Annotated in this window: 24 protein-coding genes and 1 riboswitch; all 24 genes read left to right on the top strand. The window is 37.7% G+C overall.

Annotated elements, in window-relative coordinates; genetic code table 11:
- Positions 1 to 130: 130 nt before the first annotated feature.
- The 24 genes from I580_RS02675 (at position 131) to I580_RS02790 (ending at position 21,261) form a co-directional block, all read left to right on the top strand.
- Positions 131 to 406: a BMC domain-containing protein gene (locus I580_RS02675; protein WP_010772852.1), complete on the top strand. Its 276-nt coding sequence runs from the start codon at positions 131 to 133 to the stop codon at positions 404 to 406.
- A gap of 29 nt (positions 407 to 435) precedes the next feature.
- Positions 436 to 1,440, top strand: coding sequence for a DMT family transporter (locus I580_RS02680; RefSeq protein ID WP_010772851.1), 1,005 nt, complete (start codon positions 436 to 438; stop codon positions 1,438 to 1,440).
- 1 nt (position 1,441) lies between these two features.
- On the top strand, positions 1,442 to 1,726 hold the full coding sequence (locus I580_RS02685) for a hypothetical protein (RefSeq protein WP_010772850.1): 285 nt from the start codon (positions 1,442 to 1,444) through the stop codon (positions 1,724 to 1,726).
- A 12-nt stretch (positions 1,727 to 1,738) separates the two neighbouring features.
- Positions 1,739 to 2,035, top strand: a complete 297-nt coding sequence (locus I580_RS02690) for a BMC domain-containing protein (RefSeq protein WP_010772849.1) — start codon at positions 1,739 to 1,741, stop codon at positions 2,033 to 2,035.
- Positions 2,036 to 2,052: 17 nt separating this feature from the next.
- On the top strand, positions 2,053 to 2,373 hold the full coding sequence (locus I580_RS02695) for a BMC domain-containing protein (protein ID WP_010772848.1): 321 nt from the start codon (positions 2,053 to 2,055) through the stop codon (positions 2,371 to 2,373).
- A 3-nt stretch (positions 2,374 to 2,376) separates the two neighbouring features.
- Positions 2,377 to 3,816: an aldehyde dehydrogenase family protein gene (locus I580_RS02700; RefSeq protein ID WP_010772847.1), complete on the top strand. Its 1,440-nt coding sequence runs from the start codon at positions 2,377 to 2,379 to the stop codon at positions 3,814 to 3,816.
- Positions 3,817 to 3,840: 24 nt separating this feature from the next.
- Positions 3,841 to 6,378 carry a choline trimethylamine-lyase gene (gene cutC / locus I580_RS02705; protein ID WP_010772846.1) on the top strand — a complete coding sequence of 846 codons (2,538 nt, stop codon included), beginning with the start codon at positions 3,841 to 3,843 and terminating at the stop codon, positions 6,376 to 6,378.
- Positions 6,379 to 6,395: 17 nt separating this feature from the next.
- Positions 6,396 to 7,346, top strand: a complete 951-nt coding sequence (gene cutD, locus I580_RS02710) for a choline TMA-lyase-activating enzyme (RefSeq protein ID WP_010772845.1) — start codon at positions 6,396 to 6,398, stop codon at positions 7,344 to 7,346.
- A 16-nt stretch (positions 7,347 to 7,362) separates the two neighbouring features.
- Positions 7,363 to 7,707, top strand: a complete 345-nt coding sequence (locus I580_RS02715) for a BMC domain-containing protein (protein ID WP_010772844.1) — start codon at positions 7,363 to 7,365, stop codon at positions 7,705 to 7,707.
- Positions 7,704 to 8,135 carry a EutP/PduV family microcompartment system protein gene (locus tag I580_RS02720; protein ID WP_010772843.1) on the top strand — a complete coding sequence of 144 codons (432 nt, stop codon included), beginning with the start codon at positions 7,704 to 7,706 and terminating at the stop codon, positions 8,133 to 8,135. Before I580_RS02715 ends, I580_RS02720 begins: the two co-directional genes overlap by 4 nt.
- Positions 8,132 to 9,292 carry a 1-propanol dehydrogenase PduQ gene (locus tag I580_RS02725; protein WP_010772842.1) on the top strand — a complete coding sequence of 387 codons (1,161 nt, stop codon included), beginning with the start codon at positions 8,132 to 8,134 and terminating at the stop codon, positions 9,290 to 9,292. Before I580_RS02720 ends, I580_RS02725 begins: the two co-directional genes overlap by 4 nt.
- Entirely contained in the window at positions 9,292 to 9,849 is a 558-nt protein-coding gene (locus tag I580_RS02730; protein ID WP_010772841.1) for a hypothetical protein, read from the top strand. The genes I580_RS02725 and I580_RS02730 overlap by 1 nt, the downstream gene beginning before the upstream one ends.
- The gene (eutJ, locus tag I580_RS02735; RefSeq protein ID WP_010772840.1) at positions 9,821 to 10,660 is read left to right on the top strand and encodes an ethanolamine utilization protein EutJ; all 840 of its coding nucleotides are present in this window, start codon (positions 9,821 to 9,823) and stop codon (positions 10,658 to 10,660) included. The genes I580_RS02730 and eutJ overlap by 29 nt, the downstream gene beginning before the upstream one ends.
- Before the next feature lie 11 nt (positions 10,661 to 10,671).
- On the top strand, positions 10,672 to 10,965 hold the full coding sequence (locus I580_RS02740) for a BMC domain-containing protein (RefSeq protein WP_010772839.1): 294 nt from the start codon (positions 10,672 to 10,674) through the stop codon (positions 10,963 to 10,965).
- Entirely contained in the window at positions 10,959 to 11,222 is a 264-nt protein-coding gene (locus I580_RS02745; protein WP_010772838.1) for a EutN/CcmL family microcompartment protein, read from the top strand. Before I580_RS02740 ends, I580_RS02745 begins: the two co-directional genes overlap by 7 nt.
- Positions 11,223 to 11,237: 15 nt before the next feature.
- Entirely contained in the window at positions 11,238 to 11,846 is a 609-nt protein-coding gene (locus tag I580_RS02750) for a cupin domain-containing protein (protein ID WP_010772837.1), read from the top strand.
- Positions 11,847 to 11,849: 3 nt separating this feature from the next.
- Complete coding sequence (locus I580_RS02755) at positions 11,850 to 12,365, top strand: BMC domain-containing protein (RefSeq protein WP_010772836.1); 516 nt, start codon at positions 11,850 to 11,852, stop codon at positions 12,363 to 12,365.
- Between the two features lie 10 nt (positions 12,366 to 12,375).
- On the top strand, positions 12,376 to 13,899 hold the full coding sequence (locus tag I580_RS02760) for an acetaldehyde dehydrogenase (acetylating) (protein ID WP_010772835.1): 1,524 nt from the start codon (positions 12,376 to 12,378) through the stop codon (positions 13,897 to 13,899).
- Positions 13,900 to 13,915: 16 nt separating this feature from the next.
- Entirely contained in the window at positions 13,916 to 14,578 is a 663-nt protein-coding gene (gene pduL / locus I580_RS02765; protein ID WP_010772834.1) for a phosphate propanoyltransferase, read from the top strand.
- Positions 14,579 to 14,598: 20 nt separating this feature from the next.
- Positions 14,599 to 14,880, top strand: coding sequence for an ethanolamine utilization microcompartment protein EutM (gene eutM / locus I580_RS02770; RefSeq protein ID WP_010772833.1), 282 nt, complete (start codon positions 14,599 to 14,601; stop codon positions 14,878 to 14,880).
- Positions 14,881 to 14,959: 79 nt separating this feature from the next.
- Positions 14,960 to 16,291 carry a H2O-forming NADH oxidase gene (nox, locus tag I580_RS02775; protein ID WP_010772832.1) on the top strand — a complete coding sequence of 444 codons (1,332 nt, stop codon included), beginning with the start codon at positions 14,960 to 14,962 and terminating at the stop codon, positions 16,289 to 16,291.
- Between the two features lie 284 nt (positions 16,292 to 16,575).
- A complete protein-coding gene (locus I580_RS02780; RefSeq protein ID WP_010772831.1) occupies positions 16,576 to 17,022 on the top strand; it encodes a MarR family winged helix-turn-helix transcriptional regulator in 447 nt (148 codons plus the stop codon).
- Entirely contained in the window at positions 17,022 to 19,403 is a 2,382-nt protein-coding gene (locus I580_RS02785) for an ABC transporter ATP-binding protein (protein ID WP_010772830.1), read from the top strand. Before I580_RS02780 ends, I580_RS02785 begins: the two co-directional genes overlap by 1 nt.
- 16 nt (positions 19,404 to 19,419) lie before the next feature.
- Positions 19,420 to 21,261, top strand: coding sequence for an ABC transporter ATP-binding protein (locus I580_RS02790; protein WP_010772829.1), 1,842 nt, complete (start codon positions 19,420 to 19,422; stop codon positions 21,259 to 21,261).
- A gap of 161 nt (positions 21,262 to 21,422) precedes the next feature.
- Positions 21,423 to 21,590: riboswitch (M-box (ykoK) riboswitch) on the top strand.
- Positions 21,591 to 21,716 lie beyond the last annotated feature (126 nt).

Below are 21,716 nucleotides of genomic sequence, written 5' to 3' on the forward strand. Positions count from 1 at the left end.
ACAGATGAATCTGTGTTATATACAGGAAAGAAATAAAAAAATAGATTGACTACGCCCTTAAGGTCATCGAATATGATGGATTTGTCAAAAAGTAAGCGTTTTTTAATTTGAAAATGAGAGGAAGAAAAAAATGAAACATGATGCATTAGGAATGGTAGAAACTAGAGGAATGATCGGATCAATTGAAGCAGCAGATGCAATGGTAAAGGCTGCCAATGTTTCACTAATTGGTAAAGAGTTTGTCGGGGGCGGTATTGTAACCGTAATGGTCAGAGGAGATGTAGGTGCTGTAAAAGCTGCAACAGATGCTGGTGCAGCAGCAGCAGAACGTGTTGGAGAGTTATTATCTGTGCATGTTATTCCACGTCCGCATAGCGAAGTTGAAAATATTTTGCCAAATAAATAATTGAAAATAATGATTGAGGAGAAATAAATATGGAAAGTGGAAAAAATATTTCTTGTTCTAGGGCAGACGTTAAGATGGAACAAGCCCAAAAAGGGTTTCAAGTGAAAGGGATCAGTAACGGAATCATTTCGGGTATTACTTATGGAATTTATTCAACATTGGTTGTTGTAGCGAGTGGCTATGACCCATTAATTAGTGCCGCGGGTTTCTTAGCAGCACCATTTGTTTGTTCTGGATTAAATGATTTTTTTGCAGGTATTTTACTTTTATTCTATAACGCAAAACAAGGAAGACTGAAAGAATTAACGAGGACGCTGCATACAAAGCCAGGTAAATTATTGGTGATTGGGTTTCTCTTAGGTGGGCCGATTGCAAATGGAGCATATCTTGTTGGGTTAGCGATGGCAGGTGCTTATGCAATCCCGATTTCAGCAACATGTAGTTTGTTTGGTGCTTTGTTTTCTTGGTTATTTCTAAAACAAAAACCGACCGCTCGTATCGTATTAGGAATGATTGTAGTCGTGGTTGGAGCTATTACGATCAACATGGTGAAGCCAGAAGGGGCTCCTAACTTTACGCTAGGAATTATCTGTGCATTGATTGCAGCTATTGCTTGGGGCTTAGAAGGTGTATTTTCAAGTTTCGGAGGGGCGATGATTGATACGGATGTTGCCGTAAACTTACGTCAGTTGATTTCTGGTTTAGTTGTTTTGATCATTGTCGTGCCTGCTGTAGGTGCTTTTAATCTATTATTTGGGACATTGGCTGCAGTAACACCCGTTTTATGGTTGGTTTTATCTGGATTAAGCGCTGCGGTGTCATTTTTAACTTGGTATAAAGCTAATGCCATGGTCGGAACTGCGATTGGTATGTCTTTAAATGTAACCTATGCATTTTGGGGTGTTTTATTTAGTGTTATTTTCCTTGGACAAACGTTAACACCAACCATGGTTATAGGCTCAGTGATTATTGTGATCGGTGCGATTCTAGTCACAATGAATCCATTAGATTTATTTAAAAAGGGGGAAGAGTAAGATGCTTTTGCCTAGCCGAACAGCAGTTTTAAATCAAATGTATGATCAAAAAGAAATAGATGTTGCTCAAATTATGGAGAAATTAAAACCAGAATATGGTGAAGAAAAACAGTTTAATGAAAAATTGTATCTAGAGCATATGATGGCACTGGAAGCCAATGGCTTAGTTGAGCTAGCAAAGTATGATTTAGATGAGCATGATAACTTAGTTATTTATTACAAAATTACTGATGAAGGTAGAGCAACCGTCGATAAATATGTGGATAAAAAATATCGTTCAGCGTAAGGAGGAGACACATTGAGATATCGTGGAGAAGAAGCGTTAGGTTTGGTAGAAACAATTGGCTTGGTCCCTGCATTAAAAGCGGCTGATGAAATGTTGAAAGCCGCAAATGTTGAACTGATTTCGTATGAAAATATTGGTTCTACTTTAGTAACAGTCATGATCAAAGGAGATATTGCAGCTGTTGAAGCATCTGTTGCGGCTGGTGCTAAGGCTGCAGAAGAAATTGGCAATTTGACAGCACACAATGTGATGCCTCGACCAATTTCATATGTTGGAGACATTGTTTCTGTTCATGATATTGATCAGTAGGGTAAGGAGGAAAAAGAGTGAGAACATATGAAGCAATTGGTGCCATTGAAACATTCGGCTTAGTTTTTGTTTTGGAGGCTTGTGATGCAATGTGCAAAGCTGCAAATGTTGAGTTGGTGGGATACGAAAATGTTGCCTCAGGTTACATTTCGGTAATCGTTCAAGGTGATGTTGCAGCATGCCAATCAGCTGTTGAAGCAGGCATCGAAGCTGTTGAAAAATTAGGAGCAAATGTCTATAGTTCAGTCGTGATTGCGAGTCCACATGGCGATTTGAATAAGATGATCGATCGTTATCGTTTGAGTGATCTTTTACCCGCTGAGGAGGGAGATGCATAATAGATGCAGCAAGTAGATGAAGATTTACTATCTATTCAAGAAGCGCGAATTTTGGTTGAAACTGCACGAGATGCACAACAGCTAGTAAAAGAATATGAACAAAAAAATCTCGACGTGATAGTAAACAAACTATTAGAAGAGATTAAACCAGCTATTAGTCAGTTTTTAACAACTGAAATTGAAGAAACCAATTTGGGTTGTTACAAAGATAAAGAAGCATTGATTTTCCAGTTTTTGAAAGCATGGGTTGAAGAATTGGATCAACAACTTTGTGTTGGAACTATTGTAGAAGATTCAGCGGGGAATGTTTTACAAGTTGGAGTTCCATTTGGAGTCATTCCAGTTTTACTGCCAGCAGAAAATACGACATTAAATGTTTTGTACAGTCTGACGATTGGCATAAAATCAGGCAATGCTATGGTACTTATTCCACATCCTAAAGCGCAAAGGACAACTTATCAGATCTTTCAAAAAATTAGAGAAATTTGTGAAGCAAATGGATTACCTAAAGGATGTTTAGGGTGTGTCAGTGCTAGAACAGATAAAGGTGTAAACGAAATTTTAGCTAGTCAAGATATTTCAATGATTTTAGCCATTGGTAATCAAAACTATATCAACGCAGCCAATTACCAACGGCCGATCATTTATGGCGGATCAGGTGCTACACCTGTTTTTATCGAGCGTTCAGCAGATGTTAGGAAAGCAGTACAAGCAATCATAGATAGTCGTTCTTATGATTGCGGATTACTTCCAGCTACAGAGCAGTATTTAATTGCTGAAGGAGTCATCGCCTCTGAGGTTAAAGCGTTACTGCAAAATTATGGCGCACATTTCTTATCGAAAGAAGAAGAAGAAGACTTACTAGCACTTTTAAAGCCAAAAGATAACCAAATCAATCCATCATGTATTGGAAAAAATGCCCAATGGTTAGCCAACGCAGCTAAAATAAAAGTTGCTCCAACCACAAAGGTACTTGTTTCAGAGCAGAATTACATGCATGACGAAGATCCTTTTGCTAATGAAATGAAATGTCCAGTTTTGGCTTTTTATTTAGAACCAGATTGGATGCATGCGTGTGAAAAATCGATTCGTTTATTAAAAGAAAAAAATAACGGACACACATTAGCGATTCATTCCCACAATAAAACAGTCTTAACAGAGTTTGCTTTGAAGAAACCGGTTGGGCGGATGATTGTCAATGCACCAGCGAGTATCGCCAGTTTAGGCTTAGAATCGACATTACCGGTATCTGTTATTTTAGGGGGATTTACAACTGGAAGAGGGATCAGTGCAAAAAATATCACGGCTAAAGACTTAACCTATGTTCGTGAAATCAGTTATCCAGTAGAGCCGATAACAAGTAATGATGGATTATGTGATACACGATCCATTATCGATGCAGAAGTTTTAGAAAAAATCTTAAAAAAAATAATAGAAGAATAAATTGTTGTAAAGTGAGGGAAAAAAATGGATATTAAAGAATTTTCGGCAAAATTAGCCGAAGCAACAAAAGAGCTAAGTTCAGAAGAACGTAATGCACTGATGAAGATGTTTGCAACAGTTGCAGATGACACAACACAGACTTGCTCAACAAGTGGTGGATTCGCCTCAAACGAAACGTCAATTCCGAATGGAATCACGGGAAGACTAGACGCTTTAAAAACAAATTATTTAAAACAAAAACCTACCATCACAACACATCGAGCGAGAGTAATCACTGAACTTGCAAAAGAAAATCCAGGTATGCCTAAAAACGTTTTAAGAGCAAAGTCATTTAAACGTTGCTGTGAAACAGCACCCTTAGTGATTCAGGAGAATGAATTGATCGTCGGTGCACCTAATGGGGCACCACGTGCTGGAGCTTTTTCTCCTGATATAGCTTGGCGTTGGATGGAAGAAGAACTTGATACGATTTCAAGTCGCCCACAAGATCCATTTTTTATTTCTGATGAAGATAAACGAATCATGCGGGAAGAATTATTTCCATTTTGGAAGGGAAGATCTATCGATGAATATTGTGAAGATCAATTCCGGGAAGCGGGCGTTTGGGAATTATCTGGTGAGTCATTTGTTTCGGACTGCTCATACCATCAACTAAACGGTGGCGGAGATTCTAATCCAGGCTATGATGTTATTCTAATGAAAAAAGGTATGTTGGATATTCAAAAAGAAGCAAGAGAGCATCTAGACAAACTAGATTATGAAAATCCAGATGATATTCAAAAAATCTACTTTTATAAATCTTTGATCGATACAACAGAAGGTGTCATGATTTATGCTCGTCGTCTATCAGAATATGCAGCACAATTAGCACAACAAGAAACAAATCCTAAGCGTAAAGCAGAATTACAAAAAATTTCTGAAATAAATGCAAAAGTACCAGCGCACAAACCAGACACTTTCTGGGAAGCGATTCAAGCAGTATGGACAATTGAATCATTACTTGTTGTAGAAGAAAATCAAACAGGAATGTCAATTGGTCGTGTGGATCAATACATGTATCCATTCTTTAAAAATGATTTAGATACAGGTAAAATGAATGAATTTGAAGCGTTTGAATTAGCAGGTTGTATGTTGATAAAAATGTCTGAGATGATGTGGATCACAAGTGAAGGAGGTTCTAAATTCTTTGCTGGATATCAACCATTTGTAAATATGTGTGTTGGTGGTGTGACACGTGAAGGCCACGATGCAACCAATGATTTAACGTATCTATTAATGGATGCGGTTCGTCATGTGAAAGTCTATCAACCATCATTGGCTTGTCGTATTCATAATCGCTCACCACGTGAATATTTGAAAAAAATAGTAGATGTTGTTCGTGCAGGGATTGGTTTCCCCGCTTGTCACTTTGATGATACACATATCAAAATGATGTTGGCTAAAGGTGTGTCAATTGAGGATGCGCGTGATTATTGTTTGATGGGCTGTGTTGAGCCACAAAAATCAGGCCGCTTATATCAATGGACATCAACGGCTTATACACAATGGCCAATTTGTATTGAGCTTGTCTTAAATCGTGGTGTGCCATTATGGTATGGCAAAGAAGTATGCCCGGATCTAGGTGATATCTCTCAATTTAAAACATATGAGCAATTTGAAGAGGCTGTGAAAGAACAGATCAAATATATTACAAAATGGTCATCTGTTGCAACGGTCATTACGCAAAGAGTCCATCGAGATTTAGCGCCAAAACCATTAATGTCACTGATGTATGAGGGCTGTATGGAAAGTGGGAAAGATGTTTCAAGTGGTGGTGCAATGTATAACTTTGGACCAGGCGTGGTTTGGTCAGGACTGGCTACTTATGCAGATTCAATGGCAGCTATCAAAAAACTAGTTTTTGATGATAAAAAATATACGCTAGAAGAATTGAATTGTGCGCTCAAAGCTGATTTTGTTGGCTATGAACAAATTCGGACAGATTGCTTAAATGCACCTAAGTATGGTAATGATGATGACTATGCCGATTTAATTGCGGCAGAATTGATTCATTTTACAGAAGCAGAACATCGTCAATATAAGACTCTTTATTCTGAATTATGTCATGGAACATTATCCATTTCAAATAACACACCACTTGGTCAAATGACCGGGGCTTCAGCAAATGGACGTAAAGCGTGGATTCCATTGTCAGATGGTATTAGCCCATCTCAAGGAGCCGACTTTAAAGGACCGACTGCTATCGTGAAATCTATTTCTAAAATGGCAAATGACACAATGAATATGGGAATGGTGCATAACTTCAAGATTATGTCAGGGTTATTAGATACACCTGAAGGCGAAGAAAGTTTGATCACTCTATTAAAAACCGCCAGTATCTTAGGGAATGGTGAGATGCAGTTTAACTATTTAGATAACGAGACATTGTTGGAAGCACAAAGACATCCAGAACAATATCGCGATTTAATTGTTCGGGTAGCTGGCTATAGTGCCTTCTTTGTTGAATTATGTCAAGATGTTCAAGATGAAATCATCAGCCGAACAATGTTAACGAAGTTTTAAGAGTAGGAGATGAAAAAATGACGACTCAAAACGCAATGACAATTGAACGACAAGCGATGATCTTTAATGTACAAAAATATAGTTTATATGACGGTCCAGGGATTCGTACAATCGTTTTTTTCAAAGGTTGCCCACTGCGTTGTCAATGGTGTGCAAATCCAGAAGGGCTTGAACGGAAATTTCAAGTAATGTATAAGGAAAGCGTCTGTAGTGATTGTCGTGCGTGTGTAGAAGTCTGTCCAATGGGAATTCATTACATGGATGAAAATGATCATCATCAAGTCCGACGCGACATTGCCTGTAATGGCTGTCGCGCGTGTGTTGATGTTTGTCCGATGGCTGCTCTAAATATTACAGGTGAAATCAAAACAATTTCTGAATTGATGGAAGTTATTCATGAAGATGATGCTTTTTATGAGCAATCAGGTGGTGGTGTAACACTAAGTGGTGGTGAATGTACAGCACAACCAGAAGCGGCTTTAGCCTTATTACAGGCATGCCGTGCTGATGGAATCAATACAGCCGTTGAAACATGTGGTCATTCAAGAATGGATCGACTAATGAAGATGGCCGAATATATCAACTTATTTCTATTTGATTTGAAACATATGGATCCTGTTCGTCACAATGAGCTAACAGGAATTAGTAATGAAAAGATCTTAGAAAATCTGCAAGAGGTTTTAAACGCTGGTTATCAAGTTCAGATTCGAATGCCGATGTTGAAAATGATTAACGACAGCTATGAAGAAATTAAGCAAATCATTGATTTTTTACTTCCATATAAAGAGTATCCAAACTTTTTAGGGATTGATTTATTACCTTATCATAAGTTAGGCGTAAATAAATATGGACAATTGGGGATGGACTATCCAGTAGCTGGTGATCCTTCGCTTTCAGAAACTGACTTAGATCGGATTGAAGGTTGGATCAAAGAATATGAGTTTCCGGTTAGAGTTGTCCGTCATTAGAAAGGATGTACCGCTGATGGAAGAAGACACTCCTAGACGAGTAATTGAAGAATCTGTTCCGGGAAAACAAGTGACCCTCGCTCATGTTATTGCTTCACCGATACCAGAAGTCTATGAATCATTAGGAATCGAAGCAAATGGGGCAATAGGAATCTTAACGATTTCACCTGTTGAAGCGGCAATTATTGCGGCAGATGTTGCGGGGAAAAGTGCAGGTGTCGAGGTTGATTTCTTAGATCGATTTACAGGATCTGTTTTGATCAGCGGCGATGTTCAAAGTGTAGAAGTAGCCTTGAAAGCTGTTGTAACGATTTTGAAAGAAAAGTTGAACTATGACATTGTTCCAGTGAGTAAAACATGAAGAAACGTATTTTGATCATCGGACCAAATCAGCAACAGAACCAGATGGTCGCGCAAGCAATAGAACAATCCAGTCAGCCAATTCGTAAAGTTGCCAGTATCTTATTTACCAATGAAACGATTGTAGTACCAAGTTCCTATTTAGAAAGTCCTTGGATGCACAAACATATTATTTCATTGCAGCAAAAAGCGAGTAAAGTTATTTTCTTAATACCCATTCCTAGTATAAAAAAAAGTTATCCTCCTAAGTTTGCACAAGTATTTCGAGTACCAGTGATAGGTGTTGCACTATACGAAGCAAAAGAAAATAAGCGAATGGAACAACAAATGGCGACAAAAATCATGGAAGAAATCGGCTGTACAAAGCAACAGTTTTTCCTCCATTTTACGAAAGAAGAAATTCAATCTTTTATTGGAGAAATTAGATGAAAGGAGGAATAGGTGTGTTAAAGCAGTTTAAAATGACAACAAAAATCGTGACAGGTGTTGAGGCTTTGTCAACGATCCAAACTCTTTCTTTGAAAAGTGTGTTGATTATTTGTGATCCGTTTATGGAAAAAAATGGTACTGCACAGAGAATCAAACAAATGTTAGAAGAGAATAAAGTTTGCTGTAGTGTTTTTTCTGAAATTATTCCTGATCCAACGATTGATGTTGTTACAAACGGTTTAATGGCAGCAATCAACCAAAAACCAGATGGTTTGATTGCTTTAGGTGGCGGTTCGGCAATGGATGCAGCTAAGGTTATTCGTCATATTTATACAATGGCAGAAAAAAGTAGTTCAGTTCAGCTGATTTGTATCCCGACTACGAGTGGAACAGGTAGCGAAGTGACTTCCTTTGCAGTGATTTCAGATCCAACAAATCAAAGTAAATATGCTTTAGTAGATGATCAAATGGTCCCTGATTTAGCCATTTTAGACCCAGAGTTGACTGTCAGTGTACCAAAAAGTGTTACAGCGGATACAGGAATTGATGTATTGACACATTGTCTGGAAGCATTAGCCTCAACAGAGGCGACTGATTTTACAGATGCAGCTAGTGAAAAAGCTATGAAGATTATTTGGAACGACTTAGTTGCTGTTGTGAATAATGGGGAAGATTTGGCACTTCGAGAAAGAGTGCATAATGCTTCTTGTTTAGCTGGGATTGCTTTTAGTGAAGCTTCATTAGGAATTTGTCACAGTTTGGCTCATGCTTTAGGTGGGAAATTTCATATTCCACATGGTCGAGCTAATGCACTTTTACTACCACATGTTATTCGTTACAATGCTGGCTTGGAGCTTGACAAAGAAATACCAAGTTTAGCAATCTATCAACGAATCGCACACATTTTAGGCTTTCAAGCGGGGACGCCAAAAGCGACAGTCTATGCTCTGATCAATGGGTTAAACCGTCAATTGAAACAATTAGCCGTATCAAGTGTAATCACAGATTATGCTATTGATTCGGATGCATTTTTAGCTGCGATTCCAGAAATGGCAGTGAAAGCAATGGAAGATAAATGTACAATAACAAATCCTAGAAAACCAACCCTTCAAGAGTTAGAACAACTATACAAGAGGTTATTAAGAGGTGGTTATTAATGCATTTTGTGACGGAAAGTGAGCTTAGAACGGATTTTCGGAAAGAGGCATTTACACAATTTTGTTTAACGAATCAGTCGCGTTTAACGCCAGGAGCGAAACAATTTCTTTTGGATAAAAAAATTCAAATTATATCCGAAGCAGATTTGAAAAAGAATGCGGCAAAGAAACCACTTAATTCGTTAAATGGATATAAAGAAATAGTGTCCTCGGAACTGTTAGAATCAGCACTTTTAGCAATGAATTTGGAATTGAATATAAGTCAACAAATTATTGATTTAGAAAAAACACTGATTCAAGCATTGGAGCAAGAGCCATTTGACGAAGAACATTCATTAGGTGAAGCAGAAGAATTTAATTTGAATGCTGTTCATATTTTTAGTGAACAAGGAACATTACTGATCAAATTAAAGAAGGTTTATGGCATCATCCATTTAATTCAAGCGGAGTATCCTCAATATAATCAGCTATTGAGGAAAGCAAATCAGAAAATAACGGAGCTAAAAAAGCAGCTAGTAGGAGAAACGAATGAAAAGACACTCAATGAAAGCTTGTAATCAATTTGTTGCAGATTTTGAAAAAGTGATAAAGAAACCACTTAAACATTTTTCAAAAACTTATTATACTGGGGTTGATTTAGGGACAGCGTGTGTTGTGCTAGCCGTTTTAGATGAAGATTACAAACCCGTAGCAGGAGCCTATCGTTATGCTGATGTTGTGCGAGACGGCATGGTCGTTGATTATATCGGAGCCGTTGAACTTGTACGAGAACTTAAAGAAGAACTGGAACAAGAATTGAATACAGAGTTAATCTATGCGGCAGCGTCATTGCCCCCAGGAACAGATGAGTTGGACGGAGGCGCAATCAAAAATGTTGTGCAAAGTGCTGGTTTTGAATTAACAAACTTGTTAGATGAGCCAACAGCTGCTAATCGACTATTACAAGTAACGGATGGCGCTGTCGTTGATATTGGCGGTGGAACGACAGGGATTTCCATTGTAGAAAATAGTCAAGTCATTAAAGTGGCGGATGAAGCAACTGGAGGAACACATCTATCTCTAGTAATCTCTGGAGCATACAAATTAACTTTTGAAGCTGCAGAAAAGTATAAGCAAAATAAGCAGAACCATGATGAGTTGTTACATGTTTTAAAACCAGTAATTGAAAAAATTTCATCTATTGTAATTCAACAAACAAAAGGATACAACGTAGATGGAATCTACTTAGTTGGTGGTACAGCTTGCTTGAAAAACATCGAAACAATTATTGAAAAAACAACGGGAATCCCAACCTATAAGCCAACGAATCCAATGTTTGTTACACCTCTGGGAATTGCCTTAAGCTGTACCGATCAAGTTTTAACATAGGAGGAAACAAAATGGATTGTCGTATTATTAAATCGCCAAGTGAAGGAACATTAGCTATCTTAAATCGTCGAAAAGGATCGAAAGATAACATAGGTATCCCGGACGCAGTTGGATTAGTTCAGGGGAAACTGATAGAAATGGTATGTGCGGCAGATATTGCTGAAAAATCAGTAGGAGTAACCGTAGAAGACATTCGGGGAAGTTGTCCTCAAAATATGATTTTGTTGGCAATTTTTGGGGATACAGCTTCAGTTACTGCCGCAATGGAAGAGATCAAAAAGAAAGAAAATGATCGCTTATGGTAACGGCAAAATTAATGGATACGATTTGGGCGACCCGAAAATCAGAAAAACTAAATGGATTAAAATTAATGCTCGCAGAAATTTCCGGTGGGTCCAGAGATGGTGAGAGAATGATTGTCTGTGATGTGATTGGTGCAGGCATAGGAGACCGCGTAATTATTGCAACAGGATCAGCAGCTAGACGTATGCTAGAAGATGACGAAATACCTGTTGATGCTGCAGTTATCGGAATTATTGATGAGAGTTGTGAATCTGTTTAAAGAAAGTGTGACAAAATGAAAAAGCTAATTTGTGCAAAAGATATTGAAACGCTTCATAGCAATGGAGATCAAGTTATTTTGATTGATAAACAAACAATTATCACACCTTCAGCTAAAGATTTGGCAGACGAATATCAGATGACTTTTAAAAATAAGGTGTCAGAGAATCTAAAAAGCTTAGATGGCACACAGGAGATAACCAAAGAGGATTTAGTGAACATGTTAAAAAAGCTATTGAATGAAGCTGGTATAACTGGTTTTGAAGATTCACCCTTTGAATACCAAAAACATAAAAATGGACTAAAAATCATTCGAGGATCGACTGTAAAACTTTCACCAATAAGTGCTACTAACGAGAATGTATGTTATCAAGAAATACTGACGTCCGAAGAAAGTAACCTTCATTTAGGTATTTTAGAAATCAATAATAGTCATTTTTGTGAAGAAGATACATTGGAGTCAATTAACCATGTGATTAGCGGTGAACTTAGTTTGACTATAGACAAGACTACATTTAAAGCTTCTAAAGGCGATATTATATTTGTTCCTCGACATTCTGCGATCCATTGGTCTACTCCAAATAAAGTGACTATTTTATCTGGGAAATTGAAACAAGGGGGGTAGAAAATGAGTGAAGCAATTGGCATGATTGAAACAAAGGGATTGTTGGCATTAATCGAAGCAACCGATACGATGTTAAAATCCTCTGAAGTTCATTGTTTAGGTACGAAACAGGTTGGCGGTGGGGTGAATACCGTGTTGATTTCGGGTGATGTGGCAGCTGTTGAAACAGCTATTCAGGCTGCAACGGCTAGTGTTCAATGTCTGGGTCAAGGATTATTGACAGCAGCTCATGTGATCCCACGTCCGAATATAGATGCTTCAGCATTTATTGATGAAGTTCATAAAGTAGAACAAAAAAAGCTTGTTGAAGAAAAGATCGAAATCAAAGTGGACGCTGAACCAATTGAATTCGGTCCAAAAGAAAACCTACGTCAAGAACTTCAACAAATGAAAGTAACGGAACTAAGAAAACTGGCTAAAGAGCAAGTAAATTTCAGCATTCCGCAAAAAAATCTCCATCGTACGAATAAAGAAAAATTGATAAAAGCACTGATTGACATTTTAATAATAGATGAATAGAGGAAGACTAATGGAAATGTTCGATAAAGACTTGCGTTCTGTCCAAGAAGCACGTGATCTGACACGTAAAGGAAAAATTGCAGCAGATCAAATTGCGACTTTTTCAGAAGAACAAATTGATAAAATTTTACAAAATATGAAAGAAGCAGCGAGCAAATATGCCGTTGGGTTAGCGCAACGTGCTGTTGAAGAAACAGGCTTTGGTAAAGTAATGGACAAAACATATAAAAATCATGCTGCTTCACGATTGTTGTATGACGAAATCAAAGGCGAAAAAACCATTGGAATCATCTCAGAAGACCCTAAAAAAGGAACTTTTGATGTAGCAGAGCCGGTGGGGCTAGTATTAGGAATCATTCCTTCTACTAATCCAACATCAACCGTTATTTTTAAAGCGATGATTGCATTGAAATCAAGAAATGCTATCGTCTTTTCACCACATCCAACTGCTGTCAATTGTACTAAAAAAGCAGCTGATTTATTAAATCGTGCTGCTGTTGCAGCGGGAGCTCCTGATGGAATCATTAGCTGCTTATCGATTCCCACTATGGCTGGGACGAATGAATTATTGCATGCAAAAGAAGTGAGCCTGATTATTGCAACTGGTGGTCCAGGCATGGTGAAAGCTGCCTACAGTTCAGGAAAACCAGCATTAGGTGTAGGTGCAGGAAATTCACCGGCTTATATTGAGAGAACAGCAGATGTAAAAAGTGCAGTAGCAAAAATCATTGCATCAAAAACATTCGATAATGGCACTATTTGTGCATCAGAACAATCGATTATTTGTGAAGAAGTGAATAAAAATGAAGTAATTCAAGAATTAAAAGCCCAAGGTGGCTATTTTATGACAGAGGCTGAGACTGAAAAAGTTTGCCAATTGCTGTTTAAAAATGGCTATGCAATGAATGCAAAATTCGTAGGACGTAGTGCAATTGTGATTGCAGAAGCAGCTGGAATTACTGTTCCTGATGGGACGAAAGTCTTGATCGGTGCCCAAGGTGGTGTAGGGGCAGGCTATCCTTTATCCTTTGAAAAACTTACGACTGTCTTAGCTTTTTATGTGGTGAACAACTGGGAAGAAGCTTGTGAGTTAAGCATTCAATTGTTGCAAAATGGCATTGGACATACAATGAGTTTGCATACAAACAATCGTGATATCGTACTAAAATTTGCAGCAAAACCTGCATCCCGTATTTTAGTGAATACAGGCGGTAGCCAAGGCGGTACAGGGATTAGTACAGGTTTACCAATCTCATTCACCTTAGGGTGTGGGACCTTTGGCGGTAGCTCAGTGTCAGAAAATGTTGGACCTAAACATTTATTGAATATCAAGAAAGTCGCCTATGGTTTAAAAGATGTTACGACCTTAGTACAAGATGATCTAACTTTTAACTATGGAAAAAATGAAGCCCCAGAAACTTCTGAGATGACAACAACGATTTCACAGCCAGTAGATACAAAGACAATAAAAGATACAGACGTAGAAACATTGGCAAATATGGTTCGCCAAGTCTTAGCTAGTATGAATAACTGATAAAGGAGTGATGAAGTTGGATAATTATGAAGAGTTGCTAGGAAAATTGCTGGAAAAATTAGCTGAAACAAGTCAAACGCAATCAGCAGTATCCTCTGGTCCTAAACGAATACCAGTAGGCATTTCAAATCGTCATATTCATTTATCTCAAAAAGATGTGGAGAAATTATTTGGTTATGGCTATCAACTAACGAAACTAAAAGATCTCTCTCAACCTGGCCAATTTGCCTGTAAGGAAACAGTGATGGTGTGTGGGCCTAAAGGTGCGATTGAAAAAGTTCGTATTTTAGGTCCTGTGAGAAAACAAACACAAGTAGAAATTTTACAAAGTGATTCCTTTAAACTAGGCGTGAAGGCTCCGTTACGTTTATCAGGAGATTTAGTAGGATCAGGTAATGTAACATTGATTGGCCCAAAAGGTTCTACCGAAATCATTGAAGGGGTAGTTGTTGCAAAACGTCATATCCATATGCTGCCTGACGAAGCAATTCAATTTGGTGTACATGACGGTGAATCTGTGACCATTGAATTTTCGGGAGAACGAGGTGGTAGTTTAAAAAATGTCATCATCAGAGCCGTTGAACATTCTGGTTTAGAATGCCACATTGATACTGAAGAAGCAAATGCACTTGGGATAACCCCAAATACTGAAATTGTGATCAAAAAAAATAACATATAGAATCTTAGGAGGAAATAATAATGAAATCAGATGCACTAGGAATGATCGAGACAAAAGGATTAATAGGTTCAATCGAAGCAGCAGATGCAATGGTGAAAGCGGCCAATGTATCATTGGTAGGAAAAGAATTAGTTGGTGGTGGAATTGTGACAGTTATGGTGCGCGGCGATGTTGGTGCTGTAAAAGCAGCAACAGATGCAGGTGCTGCAGCGGCACAACGTGTAGGTGAATTATTATCTGTCCATGTAATTCCTCGTCCACACTCAGAAGTTGAGAATATCTTGCCTATTGCGCAAGCATAATAGTTTAAATTCTGAAAAGACGAAACACTGCTAAGGCATACGTGTTTCGTCTTTTTATTCACTATAGAGGAGGTACTTGATGAAAAGAACAATAATTATTGGATCGAACCATGCGGGAATTGCAGCAGCTAACACATTATTAGAAAATTATCCAGATCAAGAAGTAACAATGATCGATCAAAACTCGAATCTTAGTTATTTAGGCTGCGGAACAGCGCTTTGGGTGGGGAGGCAAATTGACTCATATGAACAGTTGTTTTATACGACTAAGGAACAGTTTGAAGAAAAAGGTGCGAAAGTATACTTAGAAACAACTGTTGAAAGGATTGATTTTTACACTAAAAAAGTCTTTTGTAAAGCGAGTAATGGCACGTCCTTCTATAAAGAATATGATAAGTTGATTTTGGCAACAGGGTCAATTCCGATCACACCGCAAATACCTGGAAACACGTTAGAAAATATTCATTTTCTAAAGAAGTTCCAAGATGGACAGGCAGTGGATCAGCTAGTGAGCTTACCTTCTATTAGAAAAGTTGCTGTTATCGGTGCTGGGTATATTGGTGTTGAAATCGCTGAAGCAATTAAACGACGGGGAAAAGAGGTACTGCTTTTCGATGGAGCACCGCGTTCTTTATCCAACTATTACGATCCAGAGTTTACGGATGAGATGGATCATAACTTGTCTGAAAAGGGGATTGAGTTGCACTTTGATGAAATCGCTACTGCCTATAAAGGTGTAAATAAAGTGGAAGCAATTGTAACAAATAAAGGTGAATATACTGTTGACTTAGTTATTAATGCTATTGGCTTTTTACCAAACAATACCTTAGGAAAAAACCATCTAGAGCTATTTGGAAATGGCGCTTATCTGGTTGATGAATATCAGCAAACAAGTGATCCTTCCATTTATGCTGTAGGAGATTGCGCAACACTCTACTCTAATGCATTAGGAAAAACCACGTATATTGCTTTAGCAACAAATGCTGTAAGATCAGGCATCGTTGCGGGGCATAACGTTGGTGGAACAGCGCTTGCCTCTATCGGTGTTCAAGGATCAAACGGCATTTCTATTTTTGGTTTAAATATGGTTTCCACTGGACTTTCAGTAGAAGCTGCTCAAAAACATCACATGGAAGTCTTGTATACAGATTACACTGATTTGCAAAAACCAGCATTTATGAAAGAGAATGATTCAGTTTCGATTCGAATTGTCTATGAAAAAAACACTCGTCGTATTGTTGGCGCACAAATGTCATCACGTACAGATATTTCAATGGCAATTCATATGTTTTCTCTTGCTATACAAAAAAGAATGACGATTGATGAATTAAAGCTTCTAGATTTATTCTTTTTACCACATTTTAATCAACCATATAATTATATTACAATGGCAGCTTTGAAAGCTGAATGATTCAATCAACTTTTCAATTAATTTAAATTTTGTTAATGAGTAAGAACGGAAAAAATCTGGTAACGTTGAACAATAACGTCGCCAGATTTTTTTTATAGTTGGCAGCAAAAATCAATTTTTAGAACACTTTTTTAAATTTTTTAAATAAAACCGTATTCATTTATGTTTTTAATCCAATCCTATTGACATCAAAAGCTATTTGCGTTAATATCAAACAGCATTAGTTACTAACAGTGTTAGCTATTAACGGTGGAAGTAATTATTTTGAAAAAAGGAGGAGTCATATGTCATTCGCAGAAGAAGCAGAACAAGAACTGATGCGCCTAATGGTTCAAAATCGGCATAGTGCATTTAGCAGACTGGAAAAGAGTAATCAAGGTGAAAGTATTGTCATCAAATTTCTCGCACGTTACAACGAACCCACTAGCCCAAAACATCTAGCTGAATCATTGAACCTATCTAGCGCTCGTATTGCTGTAGTCTTAGGCAGTTTAGAAAGAAAGGGTCAAATCGAACGTAAGATGGATCCAGATGATCGCCGTCGGATCAACGTTACTTTGACGGATTGCGGAAAAAAAGCAGCGAAGCTACAAAAGAAAGAAATGCGAGATAAGATCGTTCAGATTTTTAAACTAATGGGAGAAAAAGACACAAATCAGTTCATCGAGCTAACTGCGAAATTCGTAGACTACTCCCAACAAATTTCCCAGAAAGAGGAAGGTGACCAATAGTGAAGATTTTTAAATATCTCGGCAAATACTGGTATGCGGTCATCGCGGTTCTTGTGCTTTTAGTTGTACAGGCAAATAGTGATTTAAGCTTACCAAAATTAACATCGGGAATCGTCGATGTCGGTATTCAACAAGGAGGGCTTGAATATTCTACACCTGAAAAAATCAGGAAAACAACTCTTCAGGGCATCGAAATGTTCATGACAGACGATGAGAAAAAAACAATTGAAGACAACTATAAATTAACGACTGAAAAAATTGATGGAAAAGAAGTTGAAGTTTATACATTAAATCTTCAAGACGGTATGACCGAAGCTAAGTTAGCTGATATCTTTAATCTACCAATGATGATGCTTGCTTCCGCTCAATCTAAAGATTCATCTAGTGGTAGTGAAGCAAAAGCAATTATCGACGATTATAAAGCAGTTGGAGAAGATGCTGCTAAAGCAAAACAGCTTGGTGAAGAAGCAACAACATTAGGAGAACAAGCAAAAGCAGCAGGTGCTGCGGTAGCCTCAGCAACAGATAGTGCTACAGCAACTGAAAAAGGGACTGAAGCTCAAGAGTTGGCTGCAAAAGCACAAGCAAAAGGTGCAGAAGCGAAAGCGTTAGCTGATTCAATCAAATCAACGACAGATGCTATGCCTGCAAAAGTCGAAGCCGCTCGTAAAGAGACTAAAAACAGCTTAGGCGATTTAGGGGCAGATTCAATGAAAACAGTAGGGATTCAATTGACCCTTGCTGAATATAAAGCACTAGATATGAATACGCAACAAATTCAAACAGATTATATGGTCAAAACAGGAACTAAAATGGTTCTCTTAACCCTTGTTTCTGCAGTGGCTGCAATCATTGTTGGGTTGATCGCCTCATTAGTAGCAGCTTCTGTTGGGCGAAACTTGCGTGTCGGTCAATATGAACGAACATTGCAATTTTCAAATACTGAAATGGAGAAATTCTCTCCAGCTTCATTGATTACTCGTAATACCAATGATATCCAACAAATGCAAATGGGGATCGTAATGATCATGCGTATCGTGTTATATGCACCGATTTTAGGTATTGGCGGGATCTATAATGTTTATCAAACTGGAACAGGCATGGGTTGGATCGTCAGTGTAGCGGTAGGAGCTGTTTTAATTCTAGTCTTAAGTCTACTATTAACAACGATGCCTAAATTTAAAGCATTACAAAACTTAGTGGATAGAGTGAACTTGGTTTCTCGCGAAATTATCACTGGGCTACCTGTTATTCGTGCATTTTCTCGTGAAAAGTTTGAAGAAAAACGCTTTGACACTGCAAATACGAATTTAATGAAAACTCAATTATTCGTTAACCGTGCAATGTCTATTATGATGCCAGTCATGATGTTATTGATGAATGGTATTTCAGTTTTGATCGTTTGGGTCGGCGGACACAATATGAATAACGGTCAACTCCAAGTTGGGGATATGATGGCCTTTATCACGTATACAATGCAAATCGTTATGGCCTTCATGATGTTATCAATGGTTTCAATTATTTTACCTCGTGCTAACGTTGCGGCTGGTCGTGTGGAAGAAGTTCTTGAAACAGAACCAACGATCAAAGATCCAGAACAACCTAAAGATGACCATGACTTCAAAGGTGAAGTGAAATTTGAAGCGGTAGAATTCCGTTATGGCGATGCGGATGAAGATGTCTTACATCATATCAACTTTACGGCAAAACCAGGTCAAACAACAGCTTTGATCGGTTCAACTGGTTCAGGTAAGTCAACAATCGTTAACTTGATTCCGCGTTTGTTTGATGTAACAGGTGGACGAATTACGATTGATGGTATCGATGTTCGTGAGATGAGTTTGCATAAATTACATGAAATCATTGGATTTGTGCCACAAAAAGGAATCTTATTTTCAGGTGATATTGCTTCAAATATTAAGTTTGGTGATGCGAATATCTCAGATGAGCAAATGCGAAAAGCCGCTGAAATTGCGCAAGCTGAAGAATTCATTGATTCAAATGAAAAGGGTTATGATCGTGAAATTTCTCAAGGTGGAACGAACGTTTCTGGTGGACAAAAACAACGATTATCCATTGCTCGTGCTTTAGCGAAAAATCCTAAAATCTTGATTTTTGATGATTCATTCTCAGCACTGGATAATAAAACAGATGTGGCGTTGAGAAAAGCCTTGTCTGAAAATATCAAAGGTGCCACACAAATCATCGTTGCTCAAAAAATCTCTACGATTCTTCACGCAGATAATATTATCGTATTGAACGAAGGTCGTGTTGTAGATCATGGAACACATGATGAATTAATGAAATCATCCACTGTCTATCAAGAAATTGCTCAATCCCAATTGAGTAATGCTGAATTAGGCATAGAAGAAGCAGAGTAAGGAGGAGCGAATAATAATGGCAGAACATAAACAAAATCGCCCTCGTGGCGGACGCGGACCTGGACATGGTGCTCCAGTGGAAAAAGCCAAAGATTTTAAAGGAACACTAAAAAAATTAATCTCCTATATTGGTGCTTATAAAATACCCGTTTTCTTTGTAATGATCTTTGCAATTGCTTCGACCGTGTTTAATATTTGGGGTCCAAAAATCTTATCACAAGCAATTACAGAATTGTTTAATGGTTTAATCAAAAAATATCAAGGAACTGGCGGCATCGATTTCGATAAGATCGGTGGGATCTTACTCTTTATGCTAGGTCTATACTTAGTTGCATCCGCTTTTGGGATCATCCAAGGTTGGATCATGTCAACCATTTCTCAAAAAATCACGTATCGTATGCGCAAAGAAATTTCAGAAAAAATCAATCGTATGCCAATGAACTATTTTGAAAGTCGTACAACGGGTGAAGTCTTATCTCGTATCACCAATGACGTGGATACTCTAGGTCAATCACTAAACCAATCGATTACTCAGCTAATTACATCAGTATTCACTATCATTGGTGTTATCGTCATGATGCTATCGATTTCTGTACAAATGACTGGTATTGCAATTTTGATTGTCCCAATTTCAATGCTCTTAATTATGGTTGTTGTGAAAAATTCGCAAAAATACTTTAAAACACAACAAGAATATCTTGGGGTGATCAATGGTAAAGTAGAAGAAACAATCGGTGGCTATAACATCGTACGTTTATTCAATGATGAAGAGAATTCATTGAAAGAATTTAAAACACAAAATGATGTTTTATTCAAATCAGCTTGGAAATCTCAATTTCTTTCTGGTTTGATGCAACCGATCATGAACTTTGTTGGAAATCTAGGGTATGTTGCGGTAGCGATTTTTGGTGGGATCTTAGCTTATAATGGCACGATCACGGTCGGAGATATCCAAGCATTTATCCAATATGTTCGTAACTTAACACAACCTATTGCCCAATTGGCTCAAGTATCAAATTTACTCCAATCAATGGCAGCAGCAGCTGAACGTGTTTTTGAATTTCTTGAAGAAGATGAAGAAGCGCAAACAGTACCAAATCCAGTTAAAATCGACAAAGCTAAAGGGATGGTCGATTTTGAACATGTTCGTTTTGGGTATACACCAGATAAAATCATTATCAACGATTTTAGTTCACATGTTGATCCCGGCCAAACAGTGGCAATCGTCGGACCAACTGGTGCAGGTAAAACGACGATGGTTAAATTATTGATGCGTTTTTACGATGTAACATCTGGCGCGATCAAAATCGATGGTCATAATATCAAAGACTTTAATCGGGCGGATTTACGTAAAAATATTGGGATGGTTCTACAAGACACTTGGTTATTTAAGGGAACCATTATGGAAAACTTACGCTATGGTCGCTTAGATGCAACAGATGAAGAAGTCTATGAAGCCGCGAAAGCTGCTCATGTTCATCACTTTATCCAAACGTTGCCTGGTGGTTACAATATGGAATTAAATGAAGAATCTTCCAATATTTCCCAAGGACAAAAACAACTATTAACAATTGCACGTGCAATCTTAGCTGATAAACCGATTTTGATCCTCGATGAAGCGACATCCTCTGTTGATACAAGAACGGAAGGCTTGATTCAAGGCGCTATGAATAACTTAATGGCAGGACGTACGTCATTTGTTATTGCGCACCGTTTATCAACCATTAAAGATGCGGATAAGATTTTGTATATGCAAGATGGCGATATTAAAGAACAAGGAACACATGAAGAATTACTTGCTCAAGGCGGTTATTATGCGTCACTTTATAACTCACAATTTGAAGAGTTAGATGAGTAAAATAGAGTATAAAAGAAGCAATCATCAATCCTATTTTGATGGTTGCTTCTTTTTATTTACTAGGGTTATTTTTTTACTTTTAAATTAAGAAAAATTAAAGAGTCATAAAATAACTTGAAAAAATTTTTTCACAGCGTTACTATTTAACAAAATAAATAGATAAATAACCTTGTTAGGTGAGGCTCCTATACAAACATAGGCTATTGCGCAGAAACGTCGAAAGACGCCAATGTGTAAAACAGGAATTGTCGAATTAAGGCTTTTCACAAAATAGCTAAGAATGTTTCTTTACGTTGTATAGTGCTAAAACTCAGACGATGAGATTGATTGAAAGTCAAACGTCTTAGGGAAAGTATGTTTGGCTTTTTTCTTTTGGTGAATAAGAGTTTACCAACTGTATACCGTTAGATGATTCACTACTGTCAATTAAGGGTCAAAATCATTTAGTGATCTTT

It is taken from the genome of Enterococcus caccae ATCC BAA-1240, assembly GCF_000407145.1.
GTDB classification, from domain to species: domain Bacteria; phylum Bacillota; class Bacilli; order Lactobacillales; family Enterococcaceae; genus Enterococcus_L; species Enterococcus_L caccae.

Excerpts from the sequence above, each read along its gene's own strand:
- I580_RS02675 (WP_010772852.1), top strand. The coding sequence starts at position 131 with ATGAAACATGATGCATTAGGAATGGTAGAAACTAGAGGAATGATCGGA.
- I580_RS02680 (WP_010772851.1), top strand. The coding sequence starts at position 436 with ATGGAAAGTGGAAAAAATATTTCTTGTTCTAGGGCAGACGTTAAGATG.
- I580_RS02685 (WP_010772850.1), top strand. The coding sequence starts at position 1,442 with ATGCTTTTGCCTAGCCGAACAGCAGTTTTAAATCAAATGTATGATCAA.
- I580_RS02700 (WP_010772847.1), top strand. The coding sequence starts at position 2,377 with ATGCAGCAAGTAGATGAAGATTTACTATCTATTCAAGAAGCGCGAATT.
- cutC (WP_010772846.1), top strand. The coding sequence starts at position 3,841 with ATGGATATTAAAGAATTTTCGGCAAAATTAGCCGAAGCAACAAAAGAG.
- cutD (WP_010772845.1), top strand. The coding sequence starts at position 6,396 with ATGACGACTCAAAACGCAATGACAATTGAACGACAAGCGATGATCTTT.
- I580_RS02715 (WP_010772844.1), top strand. The coding sequence starts at position 7,363 with ATGGAAGAAGACACTCCTAGACGAGTAATTGAAGAATCTGTTCCGGGA.
- I580_RS02720 (WP_010772843.1), top strand. The coding sequence starts at position 7,704 with ATGAAGAAACGTATTTTGATCATCGGACCAAATCAGCAACAGAACCAG.
- I580_RS02725 (WP_010772842.1), top strand. The coding sequence starts at position 8,132 with ATGAAAGGAGGAATAGGTGTGTTAAAGCAGTTTAAAATGACAACAAAA.
- I580_RS02730 (WP_010772841.1), top strand. The coding sequence starts at position 9,292 with ATGCATTTTGTGACGGAAAGTGAGCTTAGAACGGATTTTCGGAAAGAG.
- eutJ (WP_010772840.1), top strand. The coding sequence starts at position 9,821 with ATGAAAAGACACTCAATGAAAGCTTGTAATCAATTTGTTGCAGATTTT.
- I580_RS02740 (WP_010772839.1), top strand. The coding sequence starts at position 10,672 with ATGGATTGTCGTATTATTAAATCGCCAAGTGAAGGAACATTAGCTATC.
- I580_RS02745 (WP_010772838.1), top strand. The coding sequence starts at position 10,959 with ATGGTAACGGCAAAATTAATGGATACGATTTGGGCGACCCGAAAATCA.
- I580_RS02750 (WP_010772837.1), top strand. The coding sequence starts at position 11,238 with ATGAAAAAGCTAATTTGTGCAAAAGATATTGAAACGCTTCATAGCAAT.
- I580_RS02755 (WP_010772836.1), top strand. The coding sequence starts at position 11,850 with ATGAGTGAAGCAATTGGCATGATTGAAACAAAGGGATTGTTGGCATTA.
- I580_RS02760 (WP_010772835.1), top strand. The coding sequence starts at position 12,376 with ATGGAAATGTTCGATAAAGACTTGCGTTCTGTCCAAGAAGCACGTGAT.
- eutM (WP_010772833.1), top strand. The coding sequence starts at position 14,599 with ATGAAATCAGATGCACTAGGAATGATCGAGACAAAAGGATTAATAGGT.
- nox (WP_010772832.1), top strand. The coding sequence starts at position 14,960 with ATGAAAAGAACAATAATTATTGGATCGAACCATGCGGGAATTGCAGCA.
- I580_RS02780 (WP_010772831.1), top strand. The coding sequence starts at position 16,576 with ATGTCATTCGCAGAAGAAGCAGAACAAGAACTGATGCGCCTAATGGTT.
- I580_RS02790 (WP_010772829.1), top strand. The coding sequence starts at position 19,420 with ATGGCAGAACATAAACAAAATCGCCCTCGTGGCGGACGCGGACCTGGA.